Origin of the sequence: Crocosphaera watsonii WH 8501 (assembly GCF_000167195.1) — a bacterium.
Lineage (GTDB): Bacteria > Cyanobacteriota > Cyanobacteriia > Cyanobacteriales > Microcystaceae > Crocosphaera > Crocosphaera watsonii.
In genome coordinates, this window is record NZ_AADV02000088.1 from 1 (window position 1) to 15,787 (window position 15,787).

At 36.9% G+C, this 15,787-nt stretch carries 16 protein-coding genes and 1 pseudogene; 5 read left to right on the forward strand and 12 right to left on the reverse strand.

Annotated elements, in window-relative coordinates:
- From CWATDRAFT_RS22110 to CWATDRAFT_RS22120, 3 genes and pseudogenes are all read right to left on the reverse strand, one after another.
- A pseudogene (locus CWATDRAFT_RS22110) lies at positions 1 to 737 on the reverse strand (IS5-like element ISCwa2 family transposase); the annotation flags it as partial.
- Between the two features lie 323 nt (positions 738 to 1,060).
- Positions 1,061 to 1,525, reverse strand: coding sequence for a VOC family protein (locus CWATDRAFT_RS22115; RefSeq protein ID WP_021834331.1), 465 nt, complete (start codon positions 1,523 to 1,525; stop codon positions 1,061 to 1,063).
- Between the two features lie 290 nt (positions 1,526 to 1,815).
- Positions 1,816 to 2,256, reverse strand: a complete 441-nt coding sequence (locus CWATDRAFT_RS22120) for a pentapeptide repeat-containing protein (RefSeq protein ID WP_007307116.1) — start codon at positions 2,254 to 2,256, stop codon at positions 1,816 to 1,818.
- Positions 2,257 to 2,526: 270 nt separating this feature from the next.
- On the opposite strand from CWATDRAFT_RS22120, the gene deoC reads away from it, so the two are divergent.
- Positions 2,527 to 3,192: a deoxyribose-phosphate aldolase gene (gene deoC, locus CWATDRAFT_RS22125; RefSeq protein WP_007307104.1), complete on the forward strand. Its 666-nt coding sequence runs from the start codon at positions 2,527 to 2,529 to the stop codon at positions 3,190 to 3,192.
- Between the two features lie 194 nt (positions 3,193 to 3,386).
- Here the strand turns inward: deoC and CWATDRAFT_RS22130 are convergent, their stop codons facing one another.
- From CWATDRAFT_RS22130 to CWATDRAFT_RS22160, 7 genes are all read right to left on the reverse strand, one after another.
- Positions 3,387 to 3,914 carry an FKBP-type peptidyl-prolyl cis-trans isomerase gene (locus CWATDRAFT_RS22130; protein WP_007307115.1) on the reverse strand — a complete coding sequence of 176 codons (528 nt, stop codon included), beginning with the start codon at positions 3,912 to 3,914 and terminating at the stop codon, positions 3,387 to 3,389.
- Positions 3,915 to 3,943: 29 nt separating this feature from the next.
- Positions 3,944 to 4,288: a phasin family protein gene (locus CWATDRAFT_RS22135; protein ID WP_007307114.1), complete on the reverse strand. Its 345-nt coding sequence runs from the start codon at positions 4,286 to 4,288 to the stop codon at positions 3,944 to 3,946.
- 47 nt (positions 4,289 to 4,335) lie between these two features.
- Positions 4,336 to 8,001, reverse strand: coding sequence for a chromosome segregation protein SMC (smc, locus tag CWATDRAFT_RS22140; protein WP_007307113.1), 3,666 nt, complete (start codon positions 7,999 to 8,001; stop codon positions 4,336 to 4,338).
- 332 nt (positions 8,002 to 8,333) lie between these two features.
- The gene (locus CWATDRAFT_RS22145; RefSeq protein ID WP_007307112.1) at positions 8,334 to 9,155 is read right to left on the reverse strand and encodes an inositol monophosphatase family protein; all 822 of its coding nucleotides are present in this window, start codon (positions 9,153 to 9,155) and stop codon (positions 8,334 to 8,336) included.
- A complete protein-coding gene (gene hisC / locus CWATDRAFT_RS22150) occupies positions 9,145 to 10,191 on the reverse strand; it encodes a histidinol-phosphate transaminase (RefSeq protein WP_007307111.1) in 1,047 nt (348 codons plus the stop codon). The genes CWATDRAFT_RS22145 and hisC overlap by 11 nt, the downstream gene beginning before the upstream one ends.
- 287 nt (positions 10,192 to 10,478) lie before the next feature.
- Positions 10,479 to 11,129, reverse strand: a complete 651-nt coding sequence (hisB, locus tag CWATDRAFT_RS22155; protein WP_007307110.1) for an imidazoleglycerol-phosphate dehydratase HisB — start codon at positions 11,127 to 11,129, stop codon at positions 10,479 to 10,481.
- Positions 11,130 to 11,182: 53 nt separating this feature from the next.
- Complete coding sequence (locus CWATDRAFT_RS22160) at positions 11,183 to 11,584, reverse strand: hypothetical protein (protein ID WP_007307109.1); 402 nt, start codon at positions 11,582 to 11,584, stop codon at positions 11,183 to 11,185.
- 161 nt (positions 11,585 to 11,745) lie between these two features.
- Between CWATDRAFT_RS22160 and CWATDRAFT_RS37550 the strand changes: the two genes are divergently transcribed.
- The 4 genes from CWATDRAFT_RS37550 to CWATDRAFT_RS22175 all read left to right on the forward strand — a co-directional run bounded on the left by CWATDRAFT_RS37550 (position 11,746) and on the right by CWATDRAFT_RS22175 (position 13,895).
- Positions 11,746 to 11,886 carry a hypothetical protein gene (locus CWATDRAFT_RS37550; protein WP_157134150.1) on the forward strand — a complete coding sequence of 47 codons (141 nt, stop codon included), beginning with the start codon at positions 11,746 to 11,748 and terminating at the stop codon, positions 11,884 to 11,886.
- Between the two features lie 31 nt (positions 11,887 to 11,917).
- A complete protein-coding gene (locus tag CWATDRAFT_RS22165) occupies positions 11,918 to 12,448 on the forward strand; it encodes a DUF4330 domain-containing protein (RefSeq protein WP_007307105.1) in 531 nt (176 codons plus the stop codon).
- A gap of 159 nt (positions 12,449 to 12,607) precedes the next feature.
- Positions 12,608 to 13,189, forward strand: a complete 582-nt coding sequence (locus tag CWATDRAFT_RS22170) for a helix-turn-helix domain-containing protein (protein WP_007305051.1) — start codon at positions 12,608 to 12,610, stop codon at positions 13,187 to 13,189.
- A gap of 64 nt (positions 13,190 to 13,253) precedes the next feature.
- Complete coding sequence (locus tag CWATDRAFT_RS22175) at positions 13,254 to 13,895, forward strand: transposase (protein ID WP_007307106.1); 642 nt, start codon at positions 13,254 to 13,256, stop codon at positions 13,893 to 13,895.
- Between the two features lie 73 nt (positions 13,896 to 13,968).
- Here CWATDRAFT_RS22175 and CWATDRAFT_RS22180 read toward each other — a convergent pair whose 3' ends face one another.
- Together CWATDRAFT_RS22180 and CWATDRAFT_RS22185 are read right to left on the reverse strand one after the other, a co-directional pair.
- Positions 13,969 to 15,294 (reverse strand): sulfatase family protein, encoded by a 1,326-nt coding sequence (locus CWATDRAFT_RS22180; RefSeq protein WP_081451000.1) that lies wholly within the window; start codon positions 15,292 to 15,294, stop codon positions 13,969 to 13,971.
- Positions 15,295 to 15,392: 98 nt separating this feature from the next.
- On the reverse strand, positions 15,393 to 15,787 hold a 395-nt coding region (locus tag CWATDRAFT_RS22185), incomplete at its 5' end, for a hypothetical protein (RefSeq protein WP_007307107.1).

Below are 15,787 nucleotides of genomic sequence, written 5' to 3' on the forward strand. Positions count from 1 at the left end.
TAAATTTTCTTAAGGTATTTTAACTGTTTCCCGATAGCTTTTCTTCTTTCTTGATAAGATACTTTTCGTTTTTTAGCTACTTTTAAGTATTCCTTTCTAGCAATTATTCTAGAAGTTCTCGGCTTTTTTCTCAATTTTACTCTTAATGGTTTATAAAGATTATCTATTATTCTTTCTGTCTCAATTCTGGCTTGATTTAATATGCCTAAATCCGTTGGGTATTTGATGTCTGCTGGCGCACAAGTCGCATCTAAAATTAGTTTACCTTTATTTTTTATTTTTTCTCCTTTTTCTTGGAGACAATCCTTTTTTTTTACTTCTTTATCACTCTTGTCTATTTCTCTTTTTACTATTTTTTTATTGATTTTGTTTATCAATTCTCCATCAATTCTTTTCCTAAAATGAACTAGCATTGAAGATTCCAGTGGTGGCTCTTGTTGATAACAATTTAAACCTATAAAGTATTGTAGATAAGGATTTTCTCTAATCTGTTCTATAGTTTCTCTATCACTTGTTCCTAATTTTTCCTTAATAATTAATGTCCCTAATGCCATTCTAAATAGTTTGGCTGGCGCACCTTTTTCTGCTGAAAAAAGTTTAGCATATTCTTCCTCAAAATCATCCCAAGGTATCAACTCTGCCATGATTACCCAACGATTATTGGGGGACAATTTGCCCTCGAAAGGTAATTCAAATTTTTCTGGGGGCGGTAAAGGTTGCTCCTCTTTTCGATACATTTGTTCTTGACCAACAACTGGGAGGTGTTTCTATCAATTATAGCGGTTTGTAGCCGACAAAGCTGATCTTTTTTGCGATCGCGAATATGGGTGTAACCTTTTAAAGAATAGAGTTTTGCTTTTATTCAGCAAACCCTAATTAGACGGTATTTTTGGCTTGCTCTAGTAGGGATCTTGCTCTTGTTAATATTACAGTCAATTCTAGTTAGTTTATCTCTTAAATTTATCTTAGGTTTGAATTAAATAGTCAACTAAAGCTTTTACCATTACTATTATAAGGTAAAAGAGATTCCTCGTACCTCGGAATGACAGCTAGAGATTTATTAGGAGATATTATCACAGCGTATTTCTACTATAAAACCATCGGGATCATAAAAATAAATACCTCTCCCTGTGGGACGACTAACGGGCCCGTGATCAATTATAACCTGATGATTTTTTAATACTTCTAGGGCATGATCAAATAAGTCAGCATCGATATGAAAGGCTAAATGATTTGCTCTGGTAAACTGTTGTTTAGGATCGGCATTCGGAGGGAATAAATCAGGTTCCCAAAATAAGTCTAATACCAGTCCATCGGGGGTAACAAAATTCGCAACTTTCCCTTGAGCAACCAACTCTTTGAGGGTACTGGGAACTTCATCCCCTGTTAACTCATGGAGTCCCAATATTTCACCGTAAAAGTGACGAGAAACTGTCATATCTTTGACATTTAAAGCAATATGGTGGACTCGCTTTAATGTTCCGGTATTTAATCCTGTAGTTATCTGATTTTGTTCAACTAACATAAAAAAATATATTATGATATCATGATAAGTTATATCATGATAAACCATCAAGCTTATAATTTCAACAAACTATTAAAAAATGTGGAGGAGTTAACGAAGTCAGAAGTCAGAAGTCAGAAGTCAGAAGTCAGAAGTTCCTCACTACGTTCCGGCACTATCGTACAGAAGTTGTTGAAAGAAACATAGATTTATGTTCTGCTTCAAAAACTATGCGCGTTAAAAGGCGGGGTTTTAGTCCCAAATATTTTCGATAAGATATAGAAAACAAACACTCTAAATAGATTAAATAACTATTTAGGTGATTCTCCTCCTATACTAATTCCTGTGTGAAAAATCTCTGCTTCATCAATGATTAAAGCCATCATAGAAGCACCAGACACATCAACATCATATACCATGGCTTTACTGAGGTTAACGTTGTCAAGAATGCTATCATTAAGAGTAGCATTTGTTAGCATAGAAGCAGTAAGATTAGCTCCTTCGAGGTTGGCTCCTGTTAAGTCTGCTCCTTCGAGGTTGGCTTCGGTTAAATTAGCCCCCTTTAGGTTAGCATCTCTGAGGTCTACACCGATTAAATGAGCCGCCGTAAGATCAGCGCCGGATAAGTCGCAACCTTGACATTCTCTAGTGGATAATAACTGTTGAATATGATCAGGGTTAGCTGCTTTAACTTCTGGGTTAAACAGAAAGGGACTAAGCAATCCTAAAAGGGCAATAATTGATGATTTCATGGTTGATATCCATAAAATAAGTTGGATAATAGCCTGTTATAGTAGTGATGACGAAATTTATAAATAATGAGTTCCAAAAAATCAAGCAGGTATTATTGATATTTGTTTATTTCTTTTGTGTAATTTTACTATTGACATCATCTAACTTTTTGTAGAGAAAAATCAATCTTGAAACCTGCTTAAAAATAAAAAAAAACCAAGCTTTTTACTGATTAAAGTTTTGATGGTTTAAAATTTATCACAAATCAACTTAAATCAAGGAAAATTGAGATGATAGAAAAAGATGTAACTATTGATATTGCTACTTATATTGATCATTCACTACTCAACCCAACTGCTACCCCAGAAGATGTAGAAGAATGTTGTAAACAAGCTCAACATTTTGGCTTTCCGACAATTTGTGTTTACCCTAGTGCTGTCTCTCAAACGGTTAAATTAGTTCATGATAAAAAGATTACTGTTTGTACTGTTATTGGTTTTCCTACAGGGGCAAATACTTCATCTACTAAACTTTATGAAGCCCAAGAAGCAACGGAAAATGGTGCCACTGAATTGGATATTATGCTTAATTTAGGGTTCTTAAAAGCTGGAAATTCTGAGGCTATTTATAACGAAATTTCAGCTATTTGTGAAGCGACAGGCCAAACGATTAAAGTGATTTTAGAAACCAATTTATTAACAGAGACAGAAAAACAATTAGCAGCAGAAATCTCTATGGATGCAGGGGCAAACTATCTGAAAACCAGTAGCGGATGGTTTGGGGGGGCGACGGTAGCTGATGTCCGTTTTCTGAGTAAAATAGCTGAGGGTAGAGTGGGGATTAAAGCATCAGGAGGAATCAAAACTTTAGACCAAGCTTATGCTTTAATAGAAGCAGGTGCAACCCGTTTAGGTACGTCTCATGGTGTAGCTTTAGTGGAGAGTCAAAACGGATAATTTTTTTATATAAATATGATCTTAAATAGGCAAAAGTTGCTCAACAGAAATTTTGACATCAGGAAAAGCGAGTGGTATAATAGTACCTGTTGTTAGGGTCTATTTTTCAAGGTATTTTTCTTATTGGGTACTTCTAAAGACAATGATGTTACCAGTTAGCAGTGATCAATAACTGATCACTGAGAACTTTTGAACTATTTAGTCCCTAATAATTCCACATCAAAAATTAAGGTTGCATTGCCAGGAATTACACCACCGGCCCCTCGGGAACCATAACCCAACTCAGGGGGAATAATCAAGATGCGTTGGCCTCCAACTTTCATAGAAGCAACTCCTTCATCCCATCCTTTGATCACTTGTCCCACGCCAATTTTAAAGGAAAAGGGTTGCTTGCGATCGCGGGAACTATCGAACTTTTTGCCATTTTCTAGAGTTCCGGTGTAATCTACCGTAACCGTTTGTCCCTTTTGCGGACTCTCTCCGTCCCCTTCTTTAAGATCAATGTATTTGAGTCCAGACTCAGTGGTAACGGCGTTGTCTATCTCTTCTTGGGTGATTTCTCTGTTATTAATATTTAAAGCCATTAGTGTGTCTTGGGTGATGTTGGGGGAATTTTCCGAGGCGATCGCCGTTTGTTTGCTGGAGTTACCAAAAATAGAATTAAGTAGTAACAATAAACTAAAACCGGCAATAACCCCGAAACTAAGCAAAATTTCGCGCATGGATCGATGTTTTCCTTTACTAACTGTTTTTAACGCCATAATTTGTTTTCTAAGTCCCTAAGTTGTCTTTCTAGGCGATCGATTCTTCCACGTAACTCATCGACTTCGGTTTGACGGGGAACCCCTAAGTCTTGCAACATATTACGTAATTCACGTTCCATGTTGTTCTCAAAGTTACCTTGTCCTGTTTTGATCTGGTCCATGATATCGTCAACGAAACCTTGTGCCTGATCTGGTTTAATTTTACCTTCTTTGACCCATTCTTCGCTGACTTCTTTTAATTTTTCCGCAGCTAGTGAGGTTGTACCAATCCCCATGAGGACTAGCTGTTTAATCCAATCATTATCGTTTCTGTTGTTTTTATCTTCAGCCATGATGGTGACTTTGGGAGTTATGTTATTTCCTCTCTTAATTTAACAAATTAAAGTTTGATACCTAAAACCTGAGTATAAGCACCTCTTGCTTGGGTTACACCGATGGTTCTTTGGGAGGCTTCGATCATGGGACGGCGTAAACTAACAACAATAAACTGTGCTTGTTGTGCCTGTTGTTGAATCATTTTTGAGAGTCTTTCTACATTGGCCCCGTCTAAAAACATATCTACTTCATCGAAGGCATAAAATGGAGAAGGGCGATATCTTTGTAGGGCAAAAATAAAGCTTAAAGCGGTTAATGATTTTTCTCCCCCTGACATGGAACTTAAGCGTTGTACTGGTTTTCCTTTGGGGTGTGCAACGAGATTTAAGCCACCTTGAAAGGGATCTTCTTCGTTTTCTAATTTCAGATAGCCATCCCCTTGGGAGAGGGTAGCAAAAATGTTTTTAAAGTTCTCATTAACAGCGTCAAAGGATTCTTTAAATGACCTAAATCTTAGGGTAGTAAAGTTTTCTATCCTCAATAATAATTCTCTTCTTTCTCCTTGAATAGTGGTTAATTTTTCTGTTAGTTCGTTTAATCTTTCTTGGGTTTTTTCATGTTCTTCCAAGGCTAACATATTAACTGGTTCCATTGCTTCTAAGCGTTTTTGTCCGTTGCGAATATCTTTTTGTAGTTGTTCAATATGAGGGGTTAAGTCTGTGGTAGTTTCATCAATTTCTGAGAGTAAGGGGACTTCTGGTAAGGGATCGGGTAATTCATTTTGTTGGCTTTCTTGTTCTTCGTTTAATGTTATTAGAGATTCCTTTCTTTCCTGTTGAGTAGTTTCTAATTTCTCTAAATTCCAAATTTTTTGTTGATGATTTTTTTTGATTGTCGTTAATTTTTCCTCTGTTAAATCCCTTTCTTTTTTAGTTTCCCCTAATTTTTGGGTTAACTCTTGAAACAAAAATTCTAGTTTACTAACTTTATCGTTAATTGTTTCTAACTGCTTATTAATATCAATTTTCTCATTTTCTAGCTTGACAATTTGCTCTTTATATGCATCTATTTTACCTTGATTCTCTTTGATTTTTTCTTCTAAAGAGGACAATTTACGGTTAATATCTTGTTGTTTATTTTCCGTTTGACGTAGTTCTTTTTCCCTTTCTTGTAGTTGAATTTCTTGACTTTTGATCAAGGTTTGAATTTCTTGCCATTCGCTATGACTATGAGATTCTTCTAACTGTTTAAGTCTATCTTGTTTTTGTTGTAATTCTATAGTTAATGGGGGGATTTCAGCAGCAATAATTGTTAATTTATGGTCTAAGGTTTCTGATTCTTGTTTATGACGAGATAATTGTAAGCTTAACTTTTCTTGTTGTCCCTGCAATCTTTGAATTTCTTTTTCTAACTGTTGGCGTTTTAATTGTTGTTCTCTTCCACTTTGTCTTGCTTCGGTTAACTCATGAGATAGTTGTTTAATTTGTTCTGATTTTTGTTGTAATTTTTCTTGGTTACGAGATAATAACTCTTCTAAATCAGTTAATCTTTGTTTTAGGGATTTAATTTCATGAGATTCTCCTTGTACTAAAGTTCCAAAACGAATAGAGGAACGTTTGGGGCGACTTCCTCCTGTCATCGCTCCACTGGTTTCTAATAAGTCGCCATCCAGGGTAACTATACGTTGTTTTCCTAAGTGAGATTTGGCGTCATTTAAGGTTTCAAAAACAACAGTATTGCCGAAAACATAAGAAAATATTTTTTCATGTTCAGGACGACAAAGCACTAAGTTAACTGCCATATCAATAAACCCTTGTGCATAGCTTAAACTCTGATTATTTTGTCCACGATAGGGTCGAATTTTTGTTAAGGGTAAAAATGTTGCTCGTCCTGCTTTAGCCTGTTTTAAGAGCTTAATTCCAGCAGCAGCTATGGTATCGTCTTCGACTACCACATGACCTAATCTTGCTCCGGCAGCAATTTCTAGGGCTAATTGATAAGTTGGTTTAACCTGCCCTAATTGTGCCACTAAACCGCAAACTCCAGGCAAATCAGAACTTAGAATCAGTTGGGTTGCGTAGGTTCCCTGAGCTTCTCTTTGTGCTTGTTGAGAGGCTTCTAAACGATCTAATTGTCTTTGTTTTTCTCGATATTCTTTATCTAAACGAGTTTGGGTTTCTTCGAGGATACTTTGATCTTGTTCTGCGGTGGCTAATTGTTGAGCAAGTTGCTGTATTTTTTCTTCGTGAGGTATAGATAATTGTTGTAATTCTTGTTGCTGGCTGTTTAATTCTGTTTCAATATTTGCTAGTTGTTGGCTTTCATCTTCTATATTATTTTGTAACTGTTGAGAACGTTCCGTTAACTGTGCCTGTTGGGTTAATTGAGGATTTAATGTATCCTGTAAGGTAGAAATTTGACGGCTCAATTTTGCTTGTTCTTGTACCCAAGCATCAGAAGCTTCTGCAACTGCGGCGGCCTGTTGCCTAACCATTTCTAGGGTTTGATAAGTGCGATCTCTTTGTTCTTTTAAAAGAGGTAAAGTTTCTTGTTGTAAACTGTTACTATTCTGAGTTAGTTGGGATAAAGTTTGTTTTTGTTGGTTAATAATTGTTTCAGTATCACTGATTTCTTTTTCAGTTTGTATAATTAAATTATCTAATTCTTGTTGTCGTTGTTGTCTTTGATTTCGTTGTGCTTTTTGGGTAGCAAGTTGAGAAGCAACGGTTAACTGTTCATCTTCTCCTAATGCTTTGACCTGACGGTTTAATTCTTCTAGTTTAGTAGCATTTTCTTTTATTTTTACAGCCAGTTCATGGATAGCTTGATTAAGTTTTTGTTCTTCCTGTTCCCCGGTAGTGATTTGAGTTTGAAGACGGGATATTTTTTGCTGTAATAACTTCCAAAGCAAGACAGTTTCCCATCCTTGCTTTTCATGAATTTGTAGTTTCAATTTTTGATATTTTTCTGCTTTAATTTTATCAGCAGCTAACCTTTCTAAAGACCGTTTTAACTCTGTTTCAATAATCTGACAACGTTCTTCCCTTTCCCGAACTCCTTCCAGGGTTTCTTTTGTTTTTTCTATTTTACGGTCAAATTCTGCAACGCCAGCTAATTCATCAATAATATTTCTTCTTTCTTTCCCATTCATACTAATAATGCGAGTCACATCCCCTTGCAAAACCACATTATATCCTTCGGGATAAATTCTCAAACGGTTTAACTGTTCATGAAGTTGACTAACATTACAAGGTTGCTCATTGATATAATAAGTAGAGGAATAACTACCCCCCTTGGTAACTCTTAACCGTCGGGTTATAGTCCATTCACTACTGGCGATTAAACCATTTTCATTATTAACTTCTTCAACATGATGACCATTGCCATTATTGCTATTTTCTTCTGTTAATGCTATCTTAGTAATAGGAGGATTATCTCGACTAAATTCTGCTAAATCTGTTAAATCTGAAACATCAAAAGTGACAGAAACATAAGCTTCCTGTGTTTTACGATTACTGCTATGATTGTGATTAATTAAATCTGGTAATCTTTCGGCACGCATTCCCTTAGAAGTAGCCAAACCGAGACAGAATAACAAAGCATCGAGTATATTAGATTTACCCGATCCATTGGGACCCGATACCACCGTAAACCCAGGTAAAAAAGGAATGGCAGTGGTGCCACCAAAGGACTTAAAATGAGATAATTCGATGCGCTTAACATGAACCATAGGCGCAATGATGATAATTTAAGGGAAGGTTAAACTAAATGCCTAATCTATCTAGCTTAACAGTTTACGACTCCTTTAGGGGGACAAAAGTTTCAAGTAGGCAGCATTTACAGAAAAAGACGGACAGAGCAAAGCTCCCATCTTTTTTGTGCTAGTCTTTTAACAGTGAGTTATCCAGTAGGATATAAGTGAAACTCACTTGTCATATAGTTTACTAAGGCTTTAAAATCTAAAGGTTATTTAAAGAAAAAGAAAGGTTTTGGATAATAAGTTAATTAACTAACACATAAAAATTTAAACATTTACAATTAAATAAACCCAACAACTCTTACTCAACCTTGACTCAAAATAACCTTTAGAGCTTGTTGATGTAAGTTTTGGTTAGAAGCAGCCAAAACTTCTGTAGAATTGCCATTAAGGGCATTTCCTGCCCAGTCTGTGATTATTCCACCTACCCCCTCTATTATAGGAATTAAGGCACAAAAATCGTAGTATTTTAAATCTGATTCTAAAACAATCATAGGCATAGCAGTCCACCCCATAGCCAATGATACATAATTATAACAATCTCCCCCGAAAGCAGTGCGACGACACACCTTTTGTAAACGAGAGGCGATCGCTTGTTGACGAGGAGTAATAAACATCAGGGGAGTGGTAGAAGTAAGACACACTTCTGCTAGGGGATAATCATGGTTATTTTTGTAGGGATTATTGATAATCTTATTATTAAATAAACTAGGTTTTCCTGTTATTCCTAACCATCTTTCTTGCAAGATAGGTTGATTAACACAACCCAACAAAGGTAAGTTATTATTGAGGTCGACTAAACCGATCAATGTACCAAAAATAGGTAAACCTTTGACAAAAGAAGAGGTTCCATCAATGGGATCGAGTACCCAAGCATAACCATTTTTTGAGTTAATATTTTCTCCTTCTTCCCGAATGATTCCATCTTCAGGACATTCTTTTTTAATCAGATCCACCATGGCGTTTTCTGCTAGGCGATCGGCAATGGTAACCATAGAAGAAACTTCGGTTATTTTCGTTTCTGACTCTAGATTACTTTGACGAAAATATTGTTTAATAATGTTCCCTGACAGATCAGCTAATCTATTAGCTAAGTTTACTCGTAAGTCTAAGGTTTCATCCTTCATTTTTTAGCTGTTCAATAACTTCTAATAAACGGTCAATTTCTGCATCTGTTCCCACTGTAATCCTAACATAGTTACTAATACGAGGATGTTTAAAATACCTAACTAATACTTTTCTCTCTTTTAGTTTCGTATATAGTTGCGATGCTTCTATCCACTGAGGAGAAGCAAGAACAAAATTTGCATCAGAATCACATACTAAGAAATCTAAGTTTATTAGAGATTCAGTTAAACGGTTACGAGTGTTTCTAACCTTTTGCCAAATGCTTTGAAAATAGTCTTGAAATTGAAAACAATTAGTAGCCAAAGTCTGAGCAATTCTATCTAAATTATAAGAGTCTCTAACCTTATTCATTTGTTCAATAATTGATCGGGAACTAACACCCAAACCCACTCGCATTCCTGCTAAACTATAGCTTTTTGACATTGTACGGGAAACAATCACATTATCGTATTGTTGAATAAACTCCCAGTGATTTTCGTCAGAAAAGTCAACATAAGCTTCATCAATTAAGACAATACCTGCTGCTTGCTCACAGGTTTCTTTTAGATATTGACGGTTTAAATGTTTACCGAGGGGAGGGTTAGGAGAAGCTACAAAAATTAGTTTAGCCTCTGGACAAATCAAAGGGCCATCTAACTCAAAATTTGTATTAGTAGCAATGGTCTGAATATTAGCCCCATGTACCTTGGCAATGGTTTCATATAAGGAGTATGTGGGGTCTAAAAAAGCCACGTTTTCCCCAGGATTAACAAAAGTTCTTAGGGCAATATTTAAGATATCATCTGACCCATTGCCAGCTAAAACTTGCTCATGAGAGAAGCCAAATACTTCACCTGCTGCTTTACGTAGTTTAGTGGAAACTGGATCGGGATATAGTCTAACTTTCTTTAATTCTTCTTCTAAATTATTAAATATCTCATCAGGAGGAGCATAAGGATTTTCATTGGTATTGAGTTTAATATAATCCGTGGTTTGGGGTTGTTCCCCAGGAACATAACAAGGGGTTTGTTGAACACAGTCTCTAATGGGTAACATAGTCAGAAGTTAGAAGTCACAAGTTAGAAGTCACAAGTTTTTTTGTTATTCAAAGTTACAAATTTATAAAAAAACAATTTGCTTTTAAACTCAAGGTTTTAGAGGCAATTATCTATCCTGAAAAATAAATTTGAGCATATATTACATATTATTATAGCTTGAAAAGCATAATAATATTCTTAAGAAAAAATAAGTGATTTTTGCCAGTTTACATGATTTGAAAATAATTAATTCAATAACTTGTAGGGGTTTAATAATATTAATTCCAATTACTAAACCCTTACGAATTATGTCATCAAAACCCCTTTAGAACTAGGGATAGAGTGGGCGCGACGGGGATCAATTTCTAAGGCCATTCTCATGGATCTAGCAAAGGCTTTGAAAGTAGCTTCTATGATATGATGAGAGTTGATACCATCCAGTTGTTTAATATGTAAAGTCATCTGACTATGGTTAACAATAGCAACAAAAAATTCTCTGACTAATTGTGTATCATAAGTCCCGACTCTTTCGGTGGGAATTTGTAGACCATAACTTAAATGGGGTCTGCCTGAAAAGTCCAAAGCAACTTGAATTAATGCTTCATCTAAAGGGGCTAAAAAATGGCCAAAGCGAACAATTCCTTTGCGATCGCCTAAAGCTTTTCCTAATGCTTGGCCTAAAGTTATTCCTACATCTTCATTGGTGTGATGATCATCAATTTCTATGTCTCCCGTTGCCTTAACTTCTAGGTCAATTAAGCCATGAGAAGAGATTTGATGTAACATATGATCAAGGAAAGGAACACCTGTTTCTACTGTACAATTTCCTTGACCATCCAAATTTAAACTAACTTGCACATCGGTTTCTTTAGTAGTACGAGTAACCGTAGAAGTTCTATCAGAAAAGGGAGAAATAATTGCGGAAGAAGTGGTATGAGGGGTATTTTGAGTTTGCATAGATTTAGGATTAGCTGGAAACAGGGATAACAGTTACAATTCTATCATGGCATTTAACAGGGTTCTGTTTCGGGATCACACATAGTATCCGGATCTTCTCCCACACCAGAAACGGGATCAATATAATAGTTATAAAATTCCGTTCCCGTAGCAACACTAAATACCATTATGTGACCATCATAAGGGTTAAACACAACACGAGACTGACGATCATTGCCGATAAATTCTTTAGATCCTATGCGTCTTAATATCCCTCGAAATTGATATTCTCCTTCGTTGATTTGCATGACTAAACTATTCATATCTTGAACCTTGACATAGGTTTCTGGCTCTCTGTTTTGAGCAATTTCTATGGTAGTTATAGTAACATCAACTTCTTGAGCTATGCCAGGAAAACTACAAGGTAAAACTATGGATAAAATACCAGTAGAAAACACTAATTTAAGATAATTCATACATTTTTTCCTTCTAATAAATTCAAGTATTTATGTTTAGGATAACAATTTATAGCGTTTCTCGGACTCAATATGTACACCTAATATCGAGCCTCCAAACTCCGAACTCCGAACTCCGAACTCCGAACTCCTAAAACTAGAAAACTCTGTACCTCACAAGTATGAGAAGTGCTATAGCCGTATTTCGGGATACTTTTGACCTAAACCAACGTCATGCTTATGCGATGGGTAAAAACTATGATAGAATTGCTGGAATTTGTTTTCCCCCCAAAGGAGCAAGACAGTTAACTATTTTGTTATAACCCTACTTTTCACACAAACCGAAGTATATTTATGAAACTATTAGATTCTAAAGGCCGTTTATGGGGAAAAATCAGCATCCTAGACTTAGGGGCTGCATTAGCAATATTTTTGGTCATTGTCGGTATTTTCGTGGTTCCTGGTAAGTCCGGAACCAGTACCATTGCTCAAGTTGCCAATAAACCCATCGAAGTAGATGTGATTGTACGGGGTTTAGGAGTGAGCAACCCTGAGGCACTGATCAACGAGTTTAGTGAGACTAAAAAGACGAATATTGTTATCCGTAATCAACCTTCTGGGGAGTTCGAGATTAAGGAGATCAGACCCCTCCCTAGAACCACTGTTGTTCCTCAACCAGATGGATCTGTTAAGGCACTTCCTGATCCTAGACCAGAAGTTGTTTATTTCAAAGATATGATTCTAACATTAAGAGGAAATGCACAAATTACCGATACTGGTGCAGTTGTTGGGCAGCAAAAAGTTAAAATCGGTACATTAATTGAGTTAGAAGGGAAAGATTATAACTTTAATACCAGTACCATAGCTGTTAGAATCATGAAATAACTGTTAAAAAAATCCTCTGGATAATCCCCAACTTATAAATAGTTGGGTGATTCGGTAACACAAGAAACAAGAGGGAACAAACTCTTCTCAATCCCTAGTGCAGCTTGGCGAAAGTAATCCACCAGATTTTTACAGAAACTTTCGTGACTAGCCACGACAATGTGTTTCAATGAAACTAACGGAAGAATCTCGAAGTTGATGTCCATGATAAAAGCATTGCCAATTAACCTCTCCAACCTACAGAAAACAGTACTCCAACAAATAGTGAGAGGGACAACAAACCCCTATCGCCTTGTTAGACGAGCCAAGCTAATCTTAGCCGCAGCATCAGGAGAGAGCAATAGTTCGATTAGTCGAAGATTAGAATTAGACCGAGTACAAGTGCGTCAGTGGCGATCGCGATGGTTTGAGGAGAGAGAAAAACTGAGTGCCGCCGAAGAACAACAGGTAACGGAGAAAGCATTAATGGTCTTGATCAAAGGAATTTTAAGCGATCGCCCAAGACCTGGAACAACAAAATCCTTTACGGTCGAACAAGTAGTCCAGATTGTAGAGATCGCTTGTGAAGAATGTGAAAAATCAGACAGAGCAGTGAGCCATTGGACACCTTCAGAGTTGGCGGATGAAGCCATAAAAAGAGGAATTGTCGAAAAGATTTCCCCCCGTAGTGTGGGGCGTTTTTTAAAAAGAAGCGACATTACAACCACATCTCATTCGTTACTGGTTAAATGCCAAAATTGATGATCCCTTAAAATTTAAAAAGCAAGTCAAATATATCTGTGAACTTCATCAAGAAGCTAAAACTTTGTTAGAACAAGGAATTCATTTAATTAGTACAGATGAAATGACAGGGATTCAAGCTCTTGAGAGATTATTTCCGAACAAAAGAATCAAGCCTAAACAAGTAGAAAAAATCGAATTTGAATATGAAAGACACGGAACTTTAAGCTTGATTGCGAACTGGGATGTGGCAAGAGGAAAAGTTGTTAGTCCCTCTATTGGATCGACAAGAACAGAACAAGATTTTTCTGAACATATCCAGAGAACGATTAAGATTGATGAAAAAGCAGAATGGATTTTTATTGTAGATAAACTCAACACTCATAAATCGGAAAGCTTAGTCAAATTAGTAGCAGAAAGCTGTGGAATTACTATTGATTTGGGGAGAAAAGGAAAGGAGGGGATTTTGCAATCTATGGACAGCAGAGCAGATTTTTTATCAGATGAATCTCATCGAATTCGCTTTGTTTATATTCCCAAACATACATCGTGGCTTAATCAAATTGAGTGTTGCTTTTCGATCTTAGTCAGGCGTTTACTCAAAAGAATTACTGTCCGTTCAACTGAAGAACTATCCCAAAAAATTCTCAATTTTATTGATTACTTTAATCAACATTTTGCTAAGCCGTTCGTTTGGAAATTTAAGGGCTTTAAAGATCATAAGTGACTGGTGGATTATTTTTGCTAAGCTGCACTAGTCGCTTATCTTTCTACGGTCGATTTATTTGTTGGTCGAAAATTCACGGACCTACGTAAGACAATGGGGAATCCTTTTCGACATTAGGTTGAAGGCGATAAAGTGGACGCATGTACATTTCGCTCCATTTAGTTGGGTCGTCCTTTATTTTGTCCCATTCCTCAACAGTCATCCAGCCGCGACCGAAAGGATGCCGGGCTTTGTTACCGTCCTTGGTGTGAGCGAGCATATGCTTAGGAGGCTTAACTGGTGAACGCGGTTGAGGCATTTGTTTTAGCCAAGCGTCGTAACGTTGACTCATTTCCCTGACAATGTCAGGTTTCTCTGCGGCTAAGTCTATTTTCTCCGCAGGATCTTTGTCAATATCATACAGACGCCAATTCGTTTGTTTGTTATGATTTTTTTCACTGTGCCAGTTTTTCTTTTTATTATACTTCACAATACGCCACTGTTTCCAGCGAGACGCTTCTGTGCCATGAGTATTCCAAAATAACGTTTCATCAGGATTAGGATTCTTTTTCTCCATCAGCAAAGGTAAAAGGTTTTTACCCTCGCAGTGTTGAGGAAGCTCAGTTTCTGCAACTGCAACAGCGGTCGCATAGAAATCCATTGTGCTGGCCATGCCCTTGTATTCCTTACCAGCAGGTAATGTGCCAGGAAAAGTCACAATTGTAGGCATCCGATAGTTACCTTCCCATTGCATGTATAGATTTGTTTTTTCCTCTTTACTAGTGTTTTTTCCGCCGCGATACGGGTCAGGACGATGGTCGGCTAATGGATCTCCTCCATTGTCGCTGCTAAACATAACAAGTGTATTCTCCTTGATCCCTAGCTCACTAATTTTCTTGATCATCCTACCGATCTGATCATCTAATGCCAGGAGATTTGCTTGGAGGTACTGTCGTTTTGAATACTCCTTTTCGGTATGTTCGGGGTAAAGTCGTTTGAGGTATTTTTTCGGAACTTCAGTGTGAGGTATGTGTATGGCTAGTGGGGCAAAATACAAAAAAAATGGCTTATCTCGCCTCTTTCCGTGCCGCTCGAGAAATTCCAGCACATATTGTCCCTCCACTTCTGTCAAATAAGAACCATCCACACCCAGATAGGTAGAACCACCCCCAAAGATTGTTGGCTCTGTTCGCGGTGGATGTAGAGCCATCTCCGTGAAGCCGCGATCAAGTGGTCCTTGGTTCCAACTTCCTATATCCCACTTTAACGCTCCCACGAGACCGGTTACATAGCCTGCATCACGTAGAGTTTCAGGCATTGTCGCTTTGTCATCCGGGATTGGTACCCCGCGCGACAGGTTATATTTCCCGAATCGCTGGGTGTATTGGACTTTGGATAAAAAACAATTGTTAGCGTAAATTTTACGCTAAACATATCTCCAGAGCTAAAATAGAGAATTAAGGTGATTTTAAAAACTCTCTTTCCATCTTTTTAGGGGATTTTAAATATTAAATAGCTTCATTCAGTTTCGGTTCCAATATAGATATCTAAGTAGCTTTCAGTTAGAGATTGAATGACTCGTTCTAATTCATCAATGAGATTTCTTCTAGTGAGTTTTTCTACAGCATCAATATGAGCAGAACTTCCGGCTCGTCCTAAATATTTATATTTGGTTTTTTTCTCATTATTAGTGGCCATAGGAAAAATTGATTCAGCAGCCTGTAGTTTATAATACCAGTAGATTGTTCCCTTTCCATTAACCTGATAACGAATAATATGACAATTAGCTGGTGCTACTTCCCCTTCCCGTTCAATTTTCTTTATTTTCTGTTTAAGAGAGCGAATTAGACTCTTAATTTGTTTGGCTCTCAGGTGGACATCTTGACTGGTCTTAAGTTCGGAATGTGATGACA

Excerpts from the sequence above, each read along its gene's own strand:
- CWATDRAFT_RS22135 (WP_007307114.1), bottom strand. The coding sequence starts at position 4,288 with ATGGCTGAAGATAAAAACAACAGAAACGATAATGATTGGATTAAACAG.
- CWATDRAFT_RS22120 (WP_007307116.1), bottom strand. The coding sequence starts at position 2,256 with ATGAAATCATCAATTATTGCCCTTTTAGGATTGCTTAGTCCCTTTCTG.
- CWATDRAFT_RS37550 (WP_157134150.1), top strand. The coding sequence starts at position 11,746 with ATGAGAAGTGCTATAGCCGTATTTCGGGATACTTTTGACCTAAACCAA.
- hisB (WP_007307110.1), bottom strand. The coding sequence starts at position 11,129 with ATGCAAACTCAAAATACCCCTCATACCACTTCTTCCGCAATTATTTCT.
- CWATDRAFT_RS22165 (WP_007307105.1), top strand. The coding sequence starts at position 11,918 with ATGAAACTATTAGATTCTAAAGGCCGTTTATGGGGAAAAATCAGCATC.
- CWATDRAFT_RS22170 (WP_007305051.1), top strand. The coding sequence starts at position 12,608 with ATGTGTTTCAATGAAACTAACGGAAGAATCTCGAAGTTGATGTCCATG.
- CWATDRAFT_RS22160 (WP_007307109.1), bottom strand. The coding sequence starts at position 11,584 with ATGAATTATCTTAAATTAGTGTTTTCTACTGGTATTTTATCCATAGTT.
- deoC (WP_007307104.1), top strand. The coding sequence starts at position 2,527 with ATGATAGAAAAAGATGTAACTATTGATATTGCTACTTATATTGATCAT.
- CWATDRAFT_RS22130 (WP_007307115.1), bottom strand. The coding sequence starts at position 3,914 with ATGCGCGAAATTTTGCTTAGTTTCGGGGTTATTGCCGGTTTTAGTTTA.
- CWATDRAFT_RS22145 (WP_007307112.1), bottom strand. The coding sequence starts at position 9,155 with ATGAAGGATGAAACCTTAGACTTACGAGTAAACTTAGCTAATAGATTA.
- hisC (WP_007307111.1), bottom strand. The coding sequence starts at position 10,191 with ATGTTACCCATTAGAGACTGTGTTCAACAAACCCCTTGTTATGTTCCT.
- CWATDRAFT_RS22115 (WP_021834331.1), bottom strand. The coding sequence starts at position 1,525 with ATGTTAGTTGAACAAAATCAGATAACTACAGGATTAAATACCGGAACA.
- smc (WP_007307113.1), bottom strand. The coding sequence starts at position 8,001 with ATGGTTCATGTTAAGCGCATCGAATTATCTCATTTTAAGTCCTTTGGT.